The following is a 17,589-nucleotide window of genomic DNA, read 5'->3' as shown; positions in this document are numbered from 1 at the left end:
CGGCGCGCTAACGCATGCAGACAATCAGGCCGCTCCCCGTGAGGACGGCTTGCCCTGGCGCCGGCGCCGCTAATGCTTGCGCGCCCGCACGATGTGCGCCGGTGAATCGAACCGCAGCTTGCCGTCCGCACCGACGTAGGGTGCCAGCACCTGCTCCGCTTCAGCCAGGATGCGCGCGATAACTTGCTCATCGAGGTTGACCCCCATGACCGGCAACCAGCCGCGCAGATCCGCCTCGACCATGGCACGCACACTGGGAAAGCATGCCGTAGCCGTATGACTCACAATGCCTGGCGCGTCGATTCCGGCGCTGGTGCACAGCGCCACCAGCGCCTGCTTGTCGCCAAGCACGAACGGTGCCCGCAGGGCGTCCGCCGCCTGCTCCCCAGCGAGCCGTCCCAGCAAGGCGACTTCGGCCGCATAGGCCGGGGTATTTTCCAGTGAATCCCAGACGGCAACGGCCAGTCGACCGCCTGGCACCAGGACCCTGAACATTTCACGCAGGGCTTGTCGCCTATCGTTGAAAAACATCAGGCCGAACTGGCTGACAACCGCGTCGAAGGACTCATCCGGATACGGCAGCGACTCCGCCAGGCCCTGCCGCCAGTCGATATCGGGTGCGAGCTCGGCGGCCACGGCCAGCATGCCCGGATTGGCATCCAGACCGGCCACCGAACCGCTATTGCCGACGCAATCAGCCGCCACCCGGGCGAGTACACCGGTGCCACAGGCAACATCCAATACGCGCTGTCCGGGCTGCAGGTTGGCGGCGGCGACCACCCAGGGCGCCCATTCCTGGAACAATGCCGGGACCAAGAGTGCCTGGTAGGCATTCGCCCCATCTATTTGTGCTTGCAAGTCGGAATCGTTCATTTCAGGCCTCCTGTGCACCCTGTGTCGGAGTCCGCGAGTCATGCCTTTGTAGCCACCGCCGACACGCAACTTGACCACCAGCGGGGCCGAAACAGCTTCTGGCCGCAACGGCCGATTGCTGTCGAGGACGGATCGCGCCTTCTTACTTGCAAGCATAGAAGACCTGAAGCCGGAGCCGTGCGCGGGTCGATTGGCTACTCGACGCTCGCCTTGGCTTTTTGCCGCTTGAGGAAATCCACCTTCCACTGCTCCACCCCCAGGTACTCCGAATCCAGATCGGCCTCGACCCGGTACTTGTCCTTCAATGCGGCCACTTCGGCCTGACGCTCGAGCAGGAAGCGATCGAAGCGCTGCAGCAGCGCGGGATGCCTGAGCGTGGACAGGTGAAAGCTGCCGCGGGTATGCGGCAACTTGGCATCGAACACCAGGGCGCCGGGGCGGGCGCGGATGTTGTCGAGGTAATGGGTGGCGACCACCACATTGAAGTAGGCGCCGTCGGTGTCTTTCTTCAATGTCTGCTTGATCATCTTGCGCAGGTCGTCGCTGTAGGTCAGCTGGATCTGTCCCGCCTCGATACCCTGCTGGTAACCCCAGGGGGTCCAGCCGCTGACCATGCCCAGACGCTTGAGCTGCTCTAACGCTTGCCCCTGACGCGGCGGCGCGACCAGCACGCCATCGACGTAGGCGACCACCGCCTGACTGTAGTGCACGTCCCTGCCGTGCTTTTGGGTCTGCGCCCAGCTATCGCTGTCCGGGTACTTGAAATCCACCTCACCCTGCAGCAGGGCCGGTAGCAAGCGCGCCACCGGCAGCGCCCGGTAGCTCAACTGTACGCCGCTGTGCGTCGCGAACAGATCGAACAACTCACGGGCAAAGCCTTGGTATTGCCCCTGCTGGTCGACACTGTAATGCGGCGCGAAAGCCATCTTCTCGACGCCGATGACATAGCTTTCGGCCTGGCTGGCGGTGCAAAACAGCAAGGTGAACAAACTGCAGACACTAGCGGGCTTCACGGCAACCCTCCTGATTATTGTTGGTTTGGTCTCACCGGTTTGATCGGCCAAAGGCAGACCGCGACCGGGGATTCAGCGCGGCGACTCAGCCGCCGGTCGCGCTCATGAACCGCAGTACCTGGACCTGCTCGTCACGCTCGAAATGATGGCGTTCGGGTTTGAGTCGCAGGGCACCGACCAAAGCGTCGCGCAGACGCTGGCTGTCCCCCGGATAACGGCGGATCAAGGCCTTGAGATCCAGCGCGTTGTCGTGCCCCAGACAGAGCACCAGCTTGCCCTCGGCAGTGACCCGTACGCGATTGCAATCGCCACAGAAGTTGTGGCTGTGCGGCGAAATAAAGCCGACGTGCGTCCCTGTGCCCGGCACCCGCCAGTAGCGCGACGGGCCGCCGGTCTGCTTGCCACTGCGGACCAGAGCGTAGCGCTGCTCGATGCGCGCGCGCACCTCGTCGCTGGAGCAGAAGGTCTGTTCGCGTTGATGGCTGGAGACACTGCCCAGCGGCATCTCTTCGATAAAACTGATATCCAGGCCGCGGGCCACGGCGAACTCGACCAGATCGAGTACCTCGTCGTCGTTGCGCCCCTGCTGCACCACGCAGTTGAGTTTGATCTTGTGGAATCCGGCCGCTCGCGCCGCTTCGATGCCGGCCAGCACCTGGTCGAGCCGATCACGCCGAGTGAAGGCGGTAAAACGCTCGCGGCGCAGGGAATCCAGGCTGATGTTCAAGCGCTTGACTCCGGCTGCGCGCAACTGCGGCGCCAGCTCGGCCAGTTGCGAGCCATTGGTGGTGATGGCCAGGTCTTCCAGCTCCGGGCGCTGACCCAGGCGAGCCAGCAGGCTGAGCAGGTTCTTGCGCACCAGCGGCTCGCCACCGGTGACGCGGATGCGTTTGACCCCCAGGCCGATAAAGGCATCGGCCACGGCGTAGAGTTCTTCCAGGCTGAGAATCTGCGCACGCGGGGCGAAGACCATGTCCTCGCTCATGCAGTAGGTGCAACGGAAGTCGCAGCGGTCGGTAACCGACAATCGCAGGTAAGTGATGCGCCGACCGAAAGGGTCGAGCAATTGCGCGTGATGCACAGCAAGTCTCCTCTACTCAGTGAGTCGAGACATTTTTGTAATTAAATGCAGTGCGTAGATAGAAACAGAAAAGCAATTTTTTGTACACAATAACTTGACCACAAGGTCAGTTAAGTTAACCAAACGCCCAGCCCGCGCCGGCTTGAGCCAAGTGCAGAGCGGGTGCTACCATGCCCGACCGCCGCCCAGCGCCGGGCGGCACATGCAAGCACAGGGGCTTATGACCAGTATTCGCGAGCGCAACAAAGAGCTGATTCTGCGCGCAGCCAGTGAAGAGTTCGCCGACAAGGGGTTTGCCGCCAGCAAGACCAGCGATATCGCCGCCAAGGCCGGTGTGCCCAAGCCCAACGTCTATTACTACTTCAAGTCGAAAGAGAACCTCTACCGCGAAGTGCTGGAGAGCATTATCGAACCGCTGCTGGAGGCCTCGGCGCCATTCAATCAGCCCGGCAAACCGGCGGATGTGCTGACGGCCTATATCCGCTCGAAGATCCGCATTTCCCGCGAGCTGCCCTCGGCCTCCAAGGTATTCGCCAGCGAGATCATGCACGGCGCGCCACATCTGTCCGCCGAACAGGCCGAACAGCTCAACGCCCAGGCCCAGCACAACATTTCCTGCATCCAGCGCTGGATCGGCCAGGGTCTGATGGCCAAGATCGACCCGCATCACCTGATGTTCAGCATCTGGGCCGCGACCCAGACCTATGCCGACTTCGACTGGCAGATCGCCACCGTCACCGGCAAGGCCAGCCTGGATGACGCCGACTACGAAGCCGCCGCCCAGACCATCATCCGTCTGGTGATAAAGGGCTGTGAAATCGACGAAATCCAGACCGTCGCCTCCGAGCAAGTCACCCGCGCGTAAGCCTAGTTATCCGCCCTGCCCTGGGCAAACGGCGCTAATAAAAAATGGCCGGGAGCCATTTTTAACGTTGCGCAGCAACGGCCAGAAGGGTGACGGCCAGGGATGGCACACCAAAAAAAACGCTGAATACTGTGCAAGCATTCACCGTTTTTTATTGCCCGCGGACACTGCGGGAGGCGCTTTAGCGGCGAACTCTTAATCGTTACAGTCGCGGCTGCGACTGCATGGATGCAGGAGTAGAGCGAAGCAGGATGCCAGCCCCGAAAGCCCCTCCCGCAAACCCTGCGTCATCAAGCGATGATACCCGCATCCGGCTTAAGCCCAACCGACTCCACGGCGCTGATCGCGCACTGCTCGTCGATATCCGAGGTGTCGCCCGTAATGCCGATGGCGCCGATGACCTCGCCGCGCTCATCGCGGATCAGCACGCCACCTGGTGCCGGCACCAGCTTGCCTTCCGCCAGGGCGTTCACCGCGCCGATAAAAGCCGGACGCTGCTGCGCGTCGGCGGCAATCAGACGCGAGCCCTTGCCCAGGGCCAGCGCGCCCCAGGCCTTGCCGATGGCGATCTGCGGGCGCAGCAGACTGGCCCCGTCCTCGCGCTGCAGGCTGATCATATGACCGCCGGCATCCAGCACCACCACGGTCAGGGGTGCTGCGCAAATTTCCCGGCCGACCGCCAGGGCGCGGCTGCTGATACGGCTGGCGATATTCAGATTGAGCGTGCTCATGCAGGTACTTCCTCAAGGTTGGTAAATCGTACGAAACGCCTGGCCAGCTAGCGCCCCGCAATGGGAGCGACGACCGGCGCGGCCATCCAAAGGTCGACACCACTATCCCACCAGAAACAAAAAACTCAATAGACGAATACAATAGAACATCTGTTTGTATACATTGATCAATTCAAAATTCCGCACCAGCTCAGGCATCCCGCCTGAAACGGGCGTTTTAAAAGATTTTTATCTGGGAATTGCTCAGACGAGAAAAGCAGTTGACCAACAGGTCAGGCCATGAATAGAATCAACGCCAGCATCTTTGTATACAATCTGATAACAAAAGAGGCACAAGACAATGGCCAAAATGAGAGCAATCGAGGCCGCCGTACTGGTGATGCGCCGCGAAGGCGTTGACACTGCGTTCGGCATCCCCGGCGCCGCCATCAATCCGCTGTACGCCGCACTGCAGAAAGTCGGCGGCATCGACCACATCCTGGCTCGCCACGTCGAAGGCGCCTCGCACATGGCCGAGGGCTACACCCGCACCAATGCCGGCAACATCGGCGTGTGCATCGGCACCTCCGGCCCCGCCGGCACCGACATGGTTACCGGCCTGTACTCGGCATCGGCCGACTCCATCCCGATCCTGTGCATCACCGGCCAGGCACCGCGTGCACGCATGCACAAGGAAGACTTCCAGGCGGTCGACATCACCAGCATCGTCAAGCCGGTGACCAAGTGGGCGACCACGGTGATGGAGCCGGGCCAAGTGCCACGCGCCTTCCAGAAAGCCTTCTATGAAATGCGCAGCGGCCGGCCCGGCCCGGTGCTGATCGACCTGCCGTTCGACGTGCAGATGGCCGAGATCGAATTCGACATCGACGCCTACGAGCCACTGCCACTGGCCAAGCCGGCCGCCAATCGCGTGCAGGCGGAAAAAGCCCTGGCCATGCTCAATGAAGCCGAGCGTCCGTTGCTGGTCGCTGGCGGCGGCATCTTCAACGCCGACGCGGCGGACAAACTGGTCGAGTTCGCCGAACTGACCGGCGTACCGGTGGTGCCAACCCTGATGGGTTGGGGCGCGATTCCCGACGACCACAAGCTGATGGTCGGCATGGTCGGCCTGCAGACCTCGCACCGTTACGGCAACGCCACCCTGCTCGAATCCGACCTGGTGTTCGGCATCGGCAACCGCTGGGCCAACCGTCACACCGGCTCGGTGGACGTGTACACCCAGGGTCGCAAGTTCATCCACGTCGACATCGAACCGACCCAGATCGGCCGCGTGTTCAACCCGGACCTGGGCATCGTCTCCGACGCAGGCAGCGCCCTGGACGCCTTTATCGAAGTGGCCCGCGAGTGGCAGGCCGCTGGCAAGCTGAAGGACCGCAGCGCCTGGGTCGAAGCCTGCCGTGAGCGCAAGCGCAGCCTGCAGCGCAAGACCCACTTCGACAACGTGCCGGTCAAGCCGCAGCGCGTGTATGAGGAGATGAACGAGTTCTTCGGCAAGGACACCTGCTACGTCAGCACCATCGGCCTGTCGCAGATCGCCGGCGCGCAGTTCCTCCACGTCTACAAGCCGCGCCACTGGATCAACTGTGGCCAGGCCGGCCCGCTGGGCTGGACCATTCCGGCGGCACTGGGCGTGGTCAAGGCCGATCCGACCCGCAAGGTGGTGGCGCTGTCCGGCGACTACGACTTCCAGTTCATGATCGAAGAACTGGCCGTGGGTGCGCAGTTCAACCTGCCCTATATCCACGTAGTGGTGAACAACTCCTACCTGGGCCTGATCCGTCAGGCGCAGCGCGGTTTCGAGATGGACTACTGCGTGCAGCTGGCCTTCGAGAACATCAACGCGCCGGAGATCAACGGTTACGGCGTCGATCATGTGGCCGTGGTGGAAGGCCTGGGTTGCAAAGCCATCCGCGTATTCGAGCCGAACGACATCCAGGCTGCCCTGGCCAAGGCCCAGGCGCTGATGGAAGAGCACCGCGTACCGGTAGTGGTGGAGATAATCCTGGAGCGGGTGACCAACATCTCCATGGGTGTCGAGATCAATGCGGTCAACGAGTTCGAAGACCTCGCCGAGCGCGGTGCCGATGCGCCGACTGCCATCTCGCTGCTGGATTGATCCGTAGGGTGCGCCGCGCGCACCAGAGTGCCTACCGCGTACCTTTCGGTGCGCACGGCGCACCCTACGTCCCACGCTACCTTACGCAACCGAGGAATGCTTTATGCCCCGTTTTGCCGCCAACCTGTCAATGCTGTTCACAGAAGTGGACTTCATGGACCGTTTCGCCGCTGCCGCCGATGCCGGCTTCAGTGGTGTCGAATACCTGTTTCCCTATGATTTTGCCGCCGAAGAAATCAAGGCTCGCCTGGACGCCAACAAGCTCGAGCAGGTGCTGTTCAACCTGCCGGCCGGCGACTGGGGCAAGGGCGAGCGCGGTATCGCTTGCCACCCCGACCGCGCCGAGGAGTTCCGTGCCGGCGTGGATCAGGCCATCGCCTACGCCAAGGTGCTGGGCAACAGCCAGATCAACTGCCTGTCCGGCATCCGTCCGCAGGGTTATGACTGCGCGAACATCGAGCAGACCTTGGTCGACAACCTCAAGTACGCCGCAGGCAAGCTGGAAAAAGCCGGTATCAAGCTGGTCATGGAAATGATCAACACCCGCGATATCCCCGGCTTCTACTTGAACAACACCAAACAGGCGCTGGCCATTCGCGACAAGGTCGGCAGCAGCAACCTGTACCTGCAATACGACATCTATCACATGCAGATCATGGAAGGCGATCTGGCCCGCACCGTCGAGAACAACCTGGCCGTGATCAACCACGTACAGCTGGCCGACAACCCGGGCCGTCACGAGCCGGGCAGCGGCGAGATCAACTACCGCTTCCTCTTCGAGCACCTGGACCGTATCGGCTACCAGGGCTGGATCGGCTGTGAATACAAGCCCGCCACCACCACTGCCGCCGGCCTTGGCTGGCTCGCTCCTTTCCACAAGAGCATCCATAACGCCATCTAAGGAGACAACCTCATGGCTAAAATCGGATTTATCGGTACCGGCATCATGGGTAAACCCATGGCGCAGAACCTGCAGAACGCCGGGCACACCCTGTTCTTCTCCGAGCACTTCGACAAGGCTCCAGCCGACCTGCTGGGCGACAACGGCATCGGCCTGGCCAACCCGCGTGAAGTGGCGCAGGAAGCCGAGTTCATCATCATCATGGTGCCGGACACCCCGCAGGTCGATGATGTGCTGTTCCGCGCCGACGGCGTTGCCGCAGGTGTTGGTGCCGGCAAAGTGGTGATCGACATGAGTTCGATCTCCCCTACCGCGACCAAGGTCTTCGCCGAGAAGATCAAGGCCACCGGTGCGCAGTATCTCGACGCACCGGTATCCGGTGGTGAAGTCGGCGCCAAGGCTGCGACCCTGAGCATCATGGTCGGTGGCTGCGAGCAGACCTTCGAGCGCGCCCTGCCGCTGTTCCAGGCGATGGGCAAGAACATCACCCGGGTCGGCGGCAACGGCGATGGCCAGACCGCCAAGGTAGCCAACCAGATCATCGTCGCCCTGAACATCCAGGCGGTGGCCGAGGCCCTGCTGTTCGCCGCCAGGAACGGTGCCGACCCGGCCAAGGTGCGTGAAGCGCTGATGGGTGGCTTCGCCGGTTCGAAGATCCTTGAAGTGCACGGCGAGCGCATGATCAAGGGCACTTTCGATCCGGGTTTCCGCATCAGCCTGCACCAGAAGGACCTCAACCTGGCCCTGGCGGGTGCCCGCGAGCTGGGCCTCAACCTCCCCAACACCGCCAACGCCCAGCAGGTGTTCAGCACCTGTGCGGCCATCGGCGGCAGCAACTGGGACCACTCGGCGCTGATCAAGGGGTTGGAGCACATGGCCAACTTTTCGATCCGCGGTGAATGAACCCGCGGTGCGCACAGCGCACCCTACGGATCGCGATACCCCGTAGGGTGCGCCATGCGCACCACGCACCACGCACCACTCCCCACGCTTCGGCGTGGAACCCTTTCGACCGCCCGGCAGAAGGTGTCACGGCCCGCCTGCCGGGATGGTCGATTCTAGTGCGCAGCGTCTGCCTGACGGACGCTGCGCACTAGAATCGAGTTGATCCAACCCTAACAAGAGAGATCGCCATGTCCATCGATCCGCAAAGCCTGCTGCGCGAGCTGTTCGCCAGCGCCATTGACGCCGCCCACCCACGCCAGGTGCTGGCCGACTACCTGCCCGCCGACCGCAGTGGCCGGGTCATCGTCATCGGCGCCGGCAAGGCCGCCGCGGCCATGGCCGAGGTGATCGAGCGCGAGTGGCAGGGCGAGGTCTCCGGCCTGGTGGTGACTCGTTACGAGCACGGGGCCAACTGCAAAAAGATCGAAGTGGTGGAAGCCGCCCACCCGGTACCGGACGATGCCGGCGAACGGGTTGCCCGCCGGGTGCTGCAGCTGGTCAGCAACCTGACGGAAAGCGACCGGGTGATCTTCCTGCTGTCCGGTGGCGGCTCTTCCCTGCTGGCCCTGCCGGCCGACGGCATCAGCCTCAAGGACAAACAGGCGATCAACAAGGCATTGCTCAAATCCGGCGCCACCATCGGCGAGATGAACTGCGTGCGCAAGCACCTCTCGGCGATCAAGGGCGGCCGCCTGGCCAGGGCCTGCTGGCCGGCCAGCGTGTACACCTACGCGATTTCCGACGTACCGGGCGACGAGGCTACGGTGATCGCCTCCGGCCCGACCGTGGCCGACCCGACTACCTCGGCCCAGGCATTGGCGATCCTCAACCGCTACGCCATCGAGATCCCGAACAAGGTCAGCGCCTGGCTGCAGAGTCCGGCCTCGGAAACGGTCAAGCCTGGCGACCCCTGCCTGACGCGCAGCCACTTCCAGCTAATCGCCCGCCCCCAGCAGTCCCTCGATGCCGCCGCCGCCAAGGTGCGCGAAGCCGGTCTCGGCGTGCTGATCCTCGGCGACCTGGAGGGCGAATCGCGCGAGGTGGCCAAGGTGCATGCCGGCATCGCCAAACAGGTGCTGCTGCATGGCCAGCCGATCAAGCCGCCCTGCGTGATCCTCTCCGGCGGCGAGACCACCGTGACCGTGCGCGGACACGGCCGTGGCGGACGTAACGCCGAATTCCTCCTGAGCCTGACCGACAGCCTCAAGGGCCTGCCCGGGGTCTATGCCCTGGCCGGCGACACCGATGGCATCGACGGCTCGGAAGACAACGCCGGCGCGCTGATGACCCCGGACAGCTATGCCCGCGCCGCCCAGTTGGGCCTGAGTGCCAGCGACGAACTGCATGACAACAACGGCTACGGCTATTTCGCTGCTCTGGATGCGCTGATCGTCACCGGGCCGACCCGTACCAACGTCAACGATTTCCGCGCCATTCTGATTCTCGAGAGCAGCCACAATGAGTCCTGATAAGAAAGTCAAAATCCTCGCCACCCTCGGCCCGGCCGTCGCAGGCAGCGACGATATCCGTCAACTGGTCGAGGCCGGGGTCAATCTGTTCCGCCTCAACTTCAGCCACGGCGAGCACGCCGATCACGCCCAGCGCTACGCCTGGGTGCGCGAAGTGGAGCGCCAGCTGGACACGCCAATCGGCATCCTCATGGACCTGCAAGGGCCAAAGCTGCGAGTTGGCCGCTTCAAAGACGGCAAGGTCAACCTGCAACGCGGCCAGACCCTGCGTCTGGATCTGGACAGCACCCCGGGCGATGCCCGGCGGGTCAACCTGCCCCACCCGGAAATCATCGAGGCGCTGCAGCCGGGCATGAGCCTGCTGCTCGACGACGGCCGCCTGCGCCTGCAGGTAACCAGCAAGCAAGCCGACGCGGTGATCACCGAAGTAATCGCCGGCGGCGAGCTGTCGGATCGCAAGGGCGTCAACGTACCCGAAGCGGTGCTGCAACTGAGCCCGCTGACCGAAAAGGATCGTCGTGACCTGGCCTTCGGCCTGGAGCTGGGGGTGGACTGGGTGGCGCTGTCGTTCGTCCAGCGCCCCGAAGACATTATCGAAGCCCGCCAGTTGATCGGCGATCGCGCCTTGTTGATGGCCAAGATCGAGAAACCCTCGGCAGTGACCCATCTGGAAGAAATCGCCCGCCTGTGCGACGCAATCATGGTCGCCCGTGGCGACCTGGGTGTGGAAGTACCGGCGGAAAACGTGCCGCGCATCCAGAAGGACATCATCCGCACCTGCCGCCAGCTCGGCAAACCGGTGGTGGTGGCCACCCAGATGCTCGAATCCATGCGCTTCTCGCCGGCACCGACCCGCGCCGAAGTCACCGACGTGGCCAATGCCGTGGCCGAAGGCAGCGATGCACTGATGCTCTCGGCCGAAACCGCCTCGGGCGACTACCCGCTTGAAGCCGTACAGATGATGAGCAAGATCATTCGTCAGGTGGAAAACGGCCCGGACTTCCAGGTTCAGCTCGACGTCGGCCGACCGCAAGCCGAAGCCACGGCGTCGGACGCGATCAGCTGCGCGATCCGCCGGATCAGTTCGATTCTGCCGGTGGCCGCGCTGGTCAATTACAGCGAATCCGGCGCCTCCAGCCTGCGTGCCTCGCGCGAACGACCGACGGCGCCGATCCTCAGCCTGACACCGAATCTACATACCGCACGGCGCCTGACGGTGGCCTGGGGCATCTATTCGGTGGTCAACCAGCGTCTGCACCAGGTCGAGGAAGTCACCAGCACCGCCCTGGAAATCGCCCAGGCACAAGGCATGGCCAGGCGCGGCGACACCCTGGTGATCACCGCCGGCGAACCCTTTGGCCAGCCGGGCAGCACCAATAGCCTGCGTATCGAAACGCTGCGCTAAGCGCAATCCGGCGCAAACACGGCTTTGCGCACTACAAATCCCACGCTGGCCCAGCCAGTTTGCAGGCGTCCAGATGGACGCCTCTTTTTATTCCAGGGTAAGCCTGCATGCAGCCACTGCCTCTGCCCAATCGTCATGCTCTGCGAGGGTTTCGCGCCCTGCTCAATGGCTTTAGCCAGATCTTTCTGCAGGCCCACCCCGGCTGTGGTCTGCTGGTGTTATTGGCCATTGCCATGGGCGCGCCCGAATTGCTTGGCGGAGCCCTGCTCGGCGGCCTTAGCAGCACCCTGACGGCGCAGCGTCGAGGTTATGCCAGGACAGATATCGCCCTGGGCCTGTATGGCTACAACGGCATTCTGCTGGGCATGCTGATCAGCCTGCAGTTCGCCTGGTCAGCGCTGCTGCCGCTGCTGATCATGGTCAGCGCCGGGCTTTCCAGCCTATGGCTCGCGCCCTGGATGCAACGCATGCGCGAGCGCCAGTGGCTGCCCGCCTTCACCTTGCCCTTTGTCGTTTTGAGCTGGCTGCTGTTGTGGCTGTCACCCGCCCTGCAGCTTGAGTTGACGCTGGCCACCCCAGGCCAGGCGCAACCGCTCGACTGGTGGGCCGGCCTGATCGCCATGGCACGCGGCTTGGGCCAGGTGATCTTTCTCGACCAGCCATTGGCCGGCGTTTGCCTGCTGCTGGGCCTGTTGCTGGCCGACCGGCGCGCGGCCTGCTGGGCGCTGTTGGGTTCAACCGGCGGGTTGGCGCTGGCGCTGTACCAGGGTTTGCCGCAGCACAGCGCGCTGACCGGCCTGTATGGCTATAACGCCGCCCTGGCGGCCATCGCCCTCAGTCAGGTTCATCGGCGGCCCTGGCTGCCGGCCCTCGGTATCGCCCTGGCCCTGCTGCTGCAACCCGGCTTCAGCGCCCTGGGCCTGCCCGCCCTGACCATGCCCTTTATCCTCAGCTGCTGGCTAATCCAGGCCGGCCGCAACTGCTGGCAACGGGCGGTGGCGGCGAGCGCCCCACGGGGCAAATACTGAACTGTGTTCAGCGCGCCAGCAACTGCCTGGCCTGTTCCGCCATCTGCCGGATCAGGGCGCTGGCAGCAGGGTGCTTGCCATCGCTGGACCGACTGACGGCATAGAGCGTCACCATGATGCATGGGTGCAATTCGCGCACTTGCACCGCCGCTGAGCTATGGACAAGCGCGGTGAAGGGATCCACCACCGCTAGGCCGAGCCCAGCCTCCACCAACGAACGCGCCACCTGATAGGTCTGCACGTAGGTGGTAATCACCGGTGCATCCTCCATTTCATCCAGCTGGCTGCTCAACAGACTGCCCAGGCCATCGCGAGTGTCCAGGGCAATCAGCGGCTGGCCCGCCAGCTCCTGCAGGACCATGGGTTTGCCGCACAGCACCTCGCTCCACTGGCCGCGGCCCGCGATCACCCGCATACAGCCCTGAGCCAGGGTCTCGCTACGCAGCGCTGGATGCTTGGGCTCCTGCAGACTGAAGCCGATATCCGCCTCATGCAGCAACAGGCTCTCGACCAGCTCCCGGGTGTGATGGGTCGCCAGCGCACAGGGTGTCTTCGGGTAGCGTCGCCGCCACTGCGCGATGCTCGCCGGCAGCAGGCTCTGCGCCAGGGTCGGTGTGGTGACAATGCGCAAGGGGCGGTCGCTATGACTGCGCAGATTGCCGGCCAGACGGCGAACCTCCCGCAGGTCGTCGAATACCTTGCCGGTGGCCTCCTCCAGCAGGCGCGCCTCCGCGGTGGGGTGCAACTGCCCGCGAATCCGGGAGAACAGGCTAAAGCCGAGTTGTGCCTCGGCATGACGCAGCGCCTTGGTCGCCGCTGGCTGGGTGATATTCAGCAGCTTGGCGGCACCGGTGACCGAGCCGGTCTGCAGAATTGCCTGGAAAATTTCGATATGACGCAGCCGCACGAAGATTTCCTATCACTGGGTAGAAGATTCGAAGACGGAACTATGGCGCTCCGAGCCACAGCATAGCGCTTCGCCCCATAACCTTAGGTAATGGCGGCCCTACATCTGTTCATTCGATCTCCGCTGCCAAGGGCGGCAAGCTGGCCCCATTGAGCAGTCATGGAGGCACGAATGAGCAAGCACGTCGCGATAGTTGGGGGTGGGGTCGTCGGTCTGGCCACCGCCTATGCGCTGATCCGCGAGGGTCATGAGGTCAGCCTGTGCGAAAACCACGCACAGGTCGCTCAGGAAACCAGCCATGCCAACGGCGGTCAACTCAGCTATCGCTATGTTTCCCCCCTGGCTGATGCCGGGGTGCCGTTCAAAGCCCTCGCCTGGATGCTGCAGGGCGACGCCGCGCCACTGAAATTCCGCCTGCGCCTGGAGCCGCGGCAATGGCGCTGGTGCCTGAGCTTTCTCGCGGCCTGTCGCAGTTCGGTCAACCAGCGCAATACCGGCCACCTGCTGCGCCTGGCCCTGCACAGCCAGCAGACCCTGGCGCAATGGCGGGCGCAGGACGGCCTCGACGGCTTCGCCTGGCGCAGCAATGGCAAGCTGGTGGTCTACCGCAATACCAGCAGCCTGCACCAGGCCGCACGCAAAATGAGCGAAGCATCCGGGCAACAGCTACTCGATGCGACCCAATGCTTGGCACTGGAGCCTGCCCTGGAAGGCATATCCGGGCAACTGGCCGGCGGCATCTACAGCGCCGACGACGAAGTTGCCGATTGCCTGCGCTTCTGCCAGGTACTGGAACAACGCCTGCAAGCCAGTGGCCGCTATCGCCGCCTCAGCGGCCGTCCAGCGACCGGTTTCGAGCATAGCGCTGGGAAAATTCACGCGTTGCGCCTGGGTGAAGAATGCATCGCTGCCGATGCCTTCGTCCTTGCCGCGGGCAATCACAGTGCCCGCCTGGCCCGTACCCTGGGCCTGCACCTGCCAATCTACCCACTCAAGGGCTACAGCCTGACCCTGCCGCTGGCGGAGGATGCCATCGCCCCGGAGGTCAGCGTTACCGACTTTGATCACAAGGTGGTCTACGCCCGTCTCGGTCACCAGCTACGGGTCGCCGCCATGGTCGATATCGGAGCAAGCGACGCTCACCCCAACGCACGACGTCTCAGCGCCCTGCGCCGCCTGGGCGAGCGCACTTTTCCTGGTGCCGGCAATTACCAGCAGGCCGAGGCCTGGGCCGGCCTGCGCCCTTGCACCCCACAGGGTACGCCGCTGCTCGGTGCCACCGCGTTTACCAACCTCTGGCTCAACAGCGGCCACGGCAGCCTGGGCTTCACCCTGGCCTGTGCTAGTGGCCAGGTTCTTTCATCCCTGATTTCCGGGCGCAAAAGCCCGATCTCGCTGGAAGGCTTGAGTCTTCCCAACTGCAACTCTCGCTAATCGACAGGAGCTTCCCATGCATATCGAGCGTATCGCCAGCACCACGCGCCTCAGTGGCGCCGTACTCCACGGCGATCTCATCTACCTGTCCGGCCAGATTCCGGACGACCGCCAGGGTGGTTGCGCCAGCCAGACCGAACAGGTGCTGGCAAAGATCGACAGCCTTCTGCAACAGGCCGGCAGCCATCGCTCCAACCTGTTAAGTGTCCAGATCTGGCTGAAAGACATCGAAAGGGATTTCACCGCCATGAATGAAGCCTGGGGGCGCTGGCTACCGGCTGGCAGCGCACCGGCCCGTGCCACGACCCAGGCCGACCTCGCCTCAGCCGACGTACTGGTGGAGATGATGGTGATCGCCGCCCGCCCTCAATGAAAGGAACCGCCATGCGCAAACCCCTGATCGGAATCACCCTGGATATCGAACCGCAAGGCGGTGGCTACTCTCTCGATCCCTGGTACGCCCTGCGCGTCAATTACGCCGAGGCGGTGAGTGCCGCCGGCGGCCTGCCGATCGCCCTGCCACATGACCTCTCGGCAGTGCAGGACTACCTGGAGCGAATCGATGCTCTGCTCGTCAGCGGCGGCATGTTCGACATCCCGCCAGAGCTCTACAGCCAGAGCACGCAGCACCAGAGCGTGAGTACCAAGGCGACGCGCACCGCCTTCGAGATGGCCCTGCTGCGCGGTGCTCTGGACCGGGACATGCCGGTGCTGGGCATCTGCGGCGGGATGCAACTGTTGGTGGTCGCCTCTGGCGGCAGCCTCTACCAGGACCTCGGCAGCGACATGCCCGGAGCCCTCGAGCACATGCAGACGACGGCCCACGACCACCCCTGGCACCCGGTAGATATCGCCCCGGACAGCCAGTTGCAGCGTCTGCTCGGCTGCAGCCGCCTGCGGGTCAACTCGGTACACCACCAGGGTGCCCGGCAACTGCCGGACAACCTGCTGCCGGCAGCACGCGCCGAGGACGGCCTGATCGAGGCCGTGGAACGCCGCGATCGGCGCTTCGCCCTGGGGCTGCAATGGCACCCCGAATACCGTATCAATCAGGAAGAAAGCCGCCTGTTTCAGGCCTTCGTGGGTGCCGCCCGCTCATAACAAGAATCGACAGGTCGTCGAGAACCCGCCAGCGCAACGCCTCCGGCCGCGCCCTGCAGTTCCCTGCACCTGCCCAGCCGAAACTGAATCGTTCTGCCTCGACAATCCCAACTCCAATCGCAGAGACCTTCGCCATGCTTAATCTCCTCAACGACTTGCTCTGGGGCAAGGTACTGATCGTCACCCTCGTGGCCATCGGTTTGCTATTCACCTGCAGCTCCCGTTTCGTGCAGCTGAGACACTTCGCCGCCATGTTCGGCATCCTGCGCAGCGCCTTCAAACACCAGAAAGGACAGATCAGCTCGTTTCAGGCCCTGACCCTGAGCGTCGCCGGGCGGGTCGGTGCCGGCAACATCGCCGGTGTCGCCGTCGCCATTACCCTGGGTGGCCCGGGGGCGGTTTTCTGGATGTGGATGATCGGCCTGCTCGGCATGGCCACCAGTTTCTTCGAATGCACCCTGGCGCAAACCTTCAAGGTTCGCGGTAGCAACGGCCTGTATCGTGGCGGGCCGGCCTTCTATATCGAGCGCGGTTTGAAGTCGCGCTGGCTGGCGGTGGTCTTCTCGATCCTGCTGCTGGTGACCTTCGGTTTCGGCTTCAGCGCCCTGCAGTCATACACCATTGCCACCTCACTCAACGATACCCTCGGTCTGCCCGCTTATGCTTGCGCCGCGCTGATCGCTGGCCTGCTGGCGGCGATCATCTTCGGAGGTCTGCAGCGCATCGCCCGGTTCACCGAGATCCTCGTGCCGGTTATGGCCCTCGGCTATCTGCTCATGACCCTGTACGTATTGGGTAGCCATGTAGAGCGCATTCCCGAGGCATTGCTGATGATTTTCAACAGTGCTTTCGGCCTGGAACAGGCCGTCGGTGGAGGGGTCGGCGCGGCCATACTGCACGGTATCAAGCGCGGCCTGTTCTCCAACGAAGCCGGCCTTGGCAGCGCACCCAACGTGGCCGCTGTGGCCGAAGTACCCCACCCGGTCAACCAGGGCATCGTGCAGGCATTCAGCGTGTTCATCGACACCCTGGTGCTGTGCAGTTGCACCGCGATGATCGTGCTGCTTTCGGAGGCCTACCAGCCGGGCGGCAGCCTAGGGGGTATCGCCCTGACCCAGGCGGCCATGGCTGAGCATGTGGGTGAGTGGGGTCGTGCCTTCGTCAGCCTGGCATTGTTCTGCTTCTGCTTCACGTCGATGGTCTACAACTACTACCTGGGCGAAAACAGCCTGAGCTTCATGGGCCTGGACAACCCCATGGCAGTTGCGGGCTTCCGCCTCTTGACCCTGGCACTGATCCTCTGGGGTGCCCTGCAGGATCTCAACACAGTGTTCGCCTTCGCCGACCTGACCATGGCCCTGCTCGCCCTGGTCAACCTTATCGCCCTGGTTCTGCTGCTCAAGGTAGGTCTGCGCCTGATGCGCGACTACGAACGCCAGCGTGCTGCTGGCATCGTCAGCCCCAGTTTCGACCCAAGAATGTTCCCCGAACTGGACATCGACCCACAGGCCTGGCCAATCCCACAAGGGCAAACCGCAGAATCCAAGACGCCGGATACCGCCGGAGCCAAGGCCCAGCCGTCCTAACCTGCCCACCAGTTGCCTGCCTACAGGCGGGCAACTCCGCCAAGACCGGCCGAAGCCTTTGACGGCCCCGGAATCCGGTTTGCGCGCACGCAGGCATTCGCCAAGAGCGATGCTCACCGGGTCGGCGGCGACAC

The 17,589-nt window shown here is 63.6% G+C and carries 16 protein-coding genes; 11 read left to right on the top strand and 5 right to left on the bottom strand.

The genetic code is table 11. From position 1 onward, the window contains the following. Positions 1 to 69: 69 nt before the first annotated feature. The 3 genes from R3355_RS20010 to moaA all read right to left on the bottom strand — a co-directional run bounded on the left by R3355_RS20010 (position 70) and on the right by moaA (position 2,967). Positions 70 to 873 carry a methyltransferase domain-containing protein gene (locus R3355_RS20010; RefSeq protein WP_318962765.1) on the bottom strand — a complete coding sequence of 268 codons (804 nt, stop codon included), beginning with the start codon at positions 871 to 873 and terminating at the stop codon, positions 70 to 72. A gap of 194 nt (positions 874 to 1,067) precedes the next feature. Beyond that, positions 1,068 to 1,886 (bottom strand): substrate-binding periplasmic protein, encoded by an 819-nt coding sequence (locus R3355_RS20005; protein WP_318962764.1) that lies wholly within the window; start codon positions 1,884 to 1,886, stop codon positions 1,068 to 1,070. Positions 1,887 to 1,971: 85 nt separating this feature from the next. Next, complete coding sequence (gene moaA / locus R3355_RS20000) at positions 1,972 to 2,967, bottom strand: GTP 3',8-cyclase MoaA (protein WP_318962762.1); 996 nt, start codon at positions 2,965 to 2,967, stop codon at positions 1,972 to 1,974. Positions 2,968 to 3,187: 220 nt separating this feature from the next. Here moaA and R3355_RS19995 point away from each other — a divergent pair, with 220 nt between their 5' ends. Then, on the top strand, positions 3,188 to 3,832 hold the full coding sequence (locus tag R3355_RS19995) for a TetR/AcrR family transcriptional regulator (RefSeq protein WP_318948084.1): 645 nt from the start codon (positions 3,188 to 3,190) through the stop codon (positions 3,830 to 3,832). A gap of 290 nt (positions 3,833 to 4,122) precedes the next feature. Here R3355_RS19995 and R3355_RS19990 read toward each other — a convergent pair whose 3' ends face one another. Further along, on the bottom strand, positions 4,123 to 4,563 hold the full coding sequence (locus R3355_RS19990) for a heme-binding protein (protein WP_318962760.1): 441 nt from the start codon (positions 4,561 to 4,563) through the stop codon (positions 4,123 to 4,125). Between the two features lie 340 nt (positions 4,564 to 4,903). Here R3355_RS19990 and gcl point away from each other — a divergent pair, with 340 nt between their 5' ends. From gcl to R3355_RS19960, 6 genes are all read left to right on the top strand, one after another. Beyond that, positions 4,904 to 6,679 (top strand): glyoxylate carboligase, encoded by a 1,776-nt coding sequence (gcl, locus tag R3355_RS19985; RefSeq protein WP_318962758.1) that lies wholly within the window; start codon positions 4,904 to 4,906, stop codon positions 6,677 to 6,679. Positions 6,680 to 6,782: 103 nt separating this feature from the next. Next, on the top strand, positions 6,783 to 7,580 hold the full coding sequence (gene hyi / locus R3355_RS19980; protein WP_318962757.1) for a hydroxypyruvate isomerase: 798 nt from the start codon (positions 6,783 to 6,785) through the stop codon (positions 7,578 to 7,580). 12 nt (positions 7,581 to 7,592) lie between these two features. Then, positions 7,593 to 8,483: a 2-hydroxy-3-oxopropionate reductase gene (locus R3355_RS19975; RefSeq protein ID WP_318962755.1), complete on the top strand. Its 891-nt coding sequence runs from the start codon at positions 7,593 to 7,595 to the stop codon at positions 8,481 to 8,483. Between the two features lie 230 nt (positions 8,484 to 8,713). Then, positions 8,714 to 9,994, top strand: a complete 1,281-nt coding sequence (locus R3355_RS19970) for a glycerate kinase (RefSeq protein ID WP_318962754.1) — start codon at positions 8,714 to 8,716, stop codon at positions 9,992 to 9,994. Next, entirely contained in the window at positions 9,984 to 11,399 is a 1,416-nt protein-coding gene (gene pyk / locus R3355_RS19965) for a pyruvate kinase (protein WP_318962753.1), read from the top strand. Before R3355_RS19970 ends, pyk begins: the two co-directional genes overlap by 11 nt. Positions 11,400 to 11,506: 107 nt before the next feature. After that, on the top strand, positions 11,507 to 12,427 hold the full coding sequence (locus tag R3355_RS19960) for an urea transporter (RefSeq protein WP_318962752.1): 921 nt from the start codon (positions 11,507 to 11,509) through the stop codon (positions 12,425 to 12,427). A gap of 7 nt (positions 12,428 to 12,434) precedes the next feature. Here the strand turns inward: R3355_RS19960 and R3355_RS19955 are convergent, their stop codons facing one another. Beyond that, positions 12,435 to 13,334, bottom strand: coding sequence for a LysR family transcriptional regulator (locus R3355_RS19955; protein WP_318962751.1), 900 nt, complete (start codon positions 13,332 to 13,334; stop codon positions 12,435 to 12,437). A 171-nt stretch (positions 13,335 to 13,505) separates the two neighbouring features. On the opposite strand from R3355_RS19955, the gene R3355_RS19950 reads away from it, so the two are divergent. The 4 genes from R3355_RS19950 to R3355_RS19935 all read left to right on the top strand — a co-directional run bounded on the left by R3355_RS19950 (position 13,506) and on the right by R3355_RS19935 (position 17,455). Then, positions 13,506 to 14,768, top strand: coding sequence for a D-amino acid dehydrogenase (locus R3355_RS19950; RefSeq protein ID WP_318962749.1), 1,263 nt, complete (start codon positions 13,506 to 13,508; stop codon positions 14,766 to 14,768). Positions 14,769 to 14,784: 16 nt separating this feature from the next. Next, on the top strand, positions 14,785 to 15,141 hold the full coding sequence (locus tag R3355_RS19945; protein WP_318962747.1) for a RidA family protein: 357 nt from the start codon (positions 14,785 to 14,787) through the stop codon (positions 15,139 to 15,141). Between the two features lie 11 nt (positions 15,142 to 15,152). Further along, a complete protein-coding gene (locus tag R3355_RS19940) occupies positions 15,153 to 15,869 on the top strand; it encodes a gamma-glutamyl-gamma-aminobutyrate hydrolase family protein (RefSeq protein WP_318962746.1) in 717 nt (238 codons plus the stop codon). 134 nt (positions 15,870 to 16,003) lie between these two features. Continuing rightward, the gene (locus tag R3355_RS19935) at positions 16,004 to 17,455 is read left to right on the top strand and encodes an alanine/glycine:cation symporter family protein (protein WP_318962744.1); all 1,452 of its coding nucleotides are present in this window, start codon (positions 16,004 to 16,006) and stop codon (positions 17,453 to 17,455) included. Positions 17,456 to 17,589: the final 134 nt, after the last annotated feature.

Origin of the sequence: Pseudomonas sp. (assembly GCF_033723075.1) — a bacterium.
Lineage (GTDB): Bacteria > Pseudomonadota > Gammaproteobacteria > Pseudomonadales > Pseudomonadaceae > Aquipseudomonas.
Note: the sequence above shows the minus strand (reverse complement) of the source record. Positions and strands in the feature narration are given on the sequence as shown.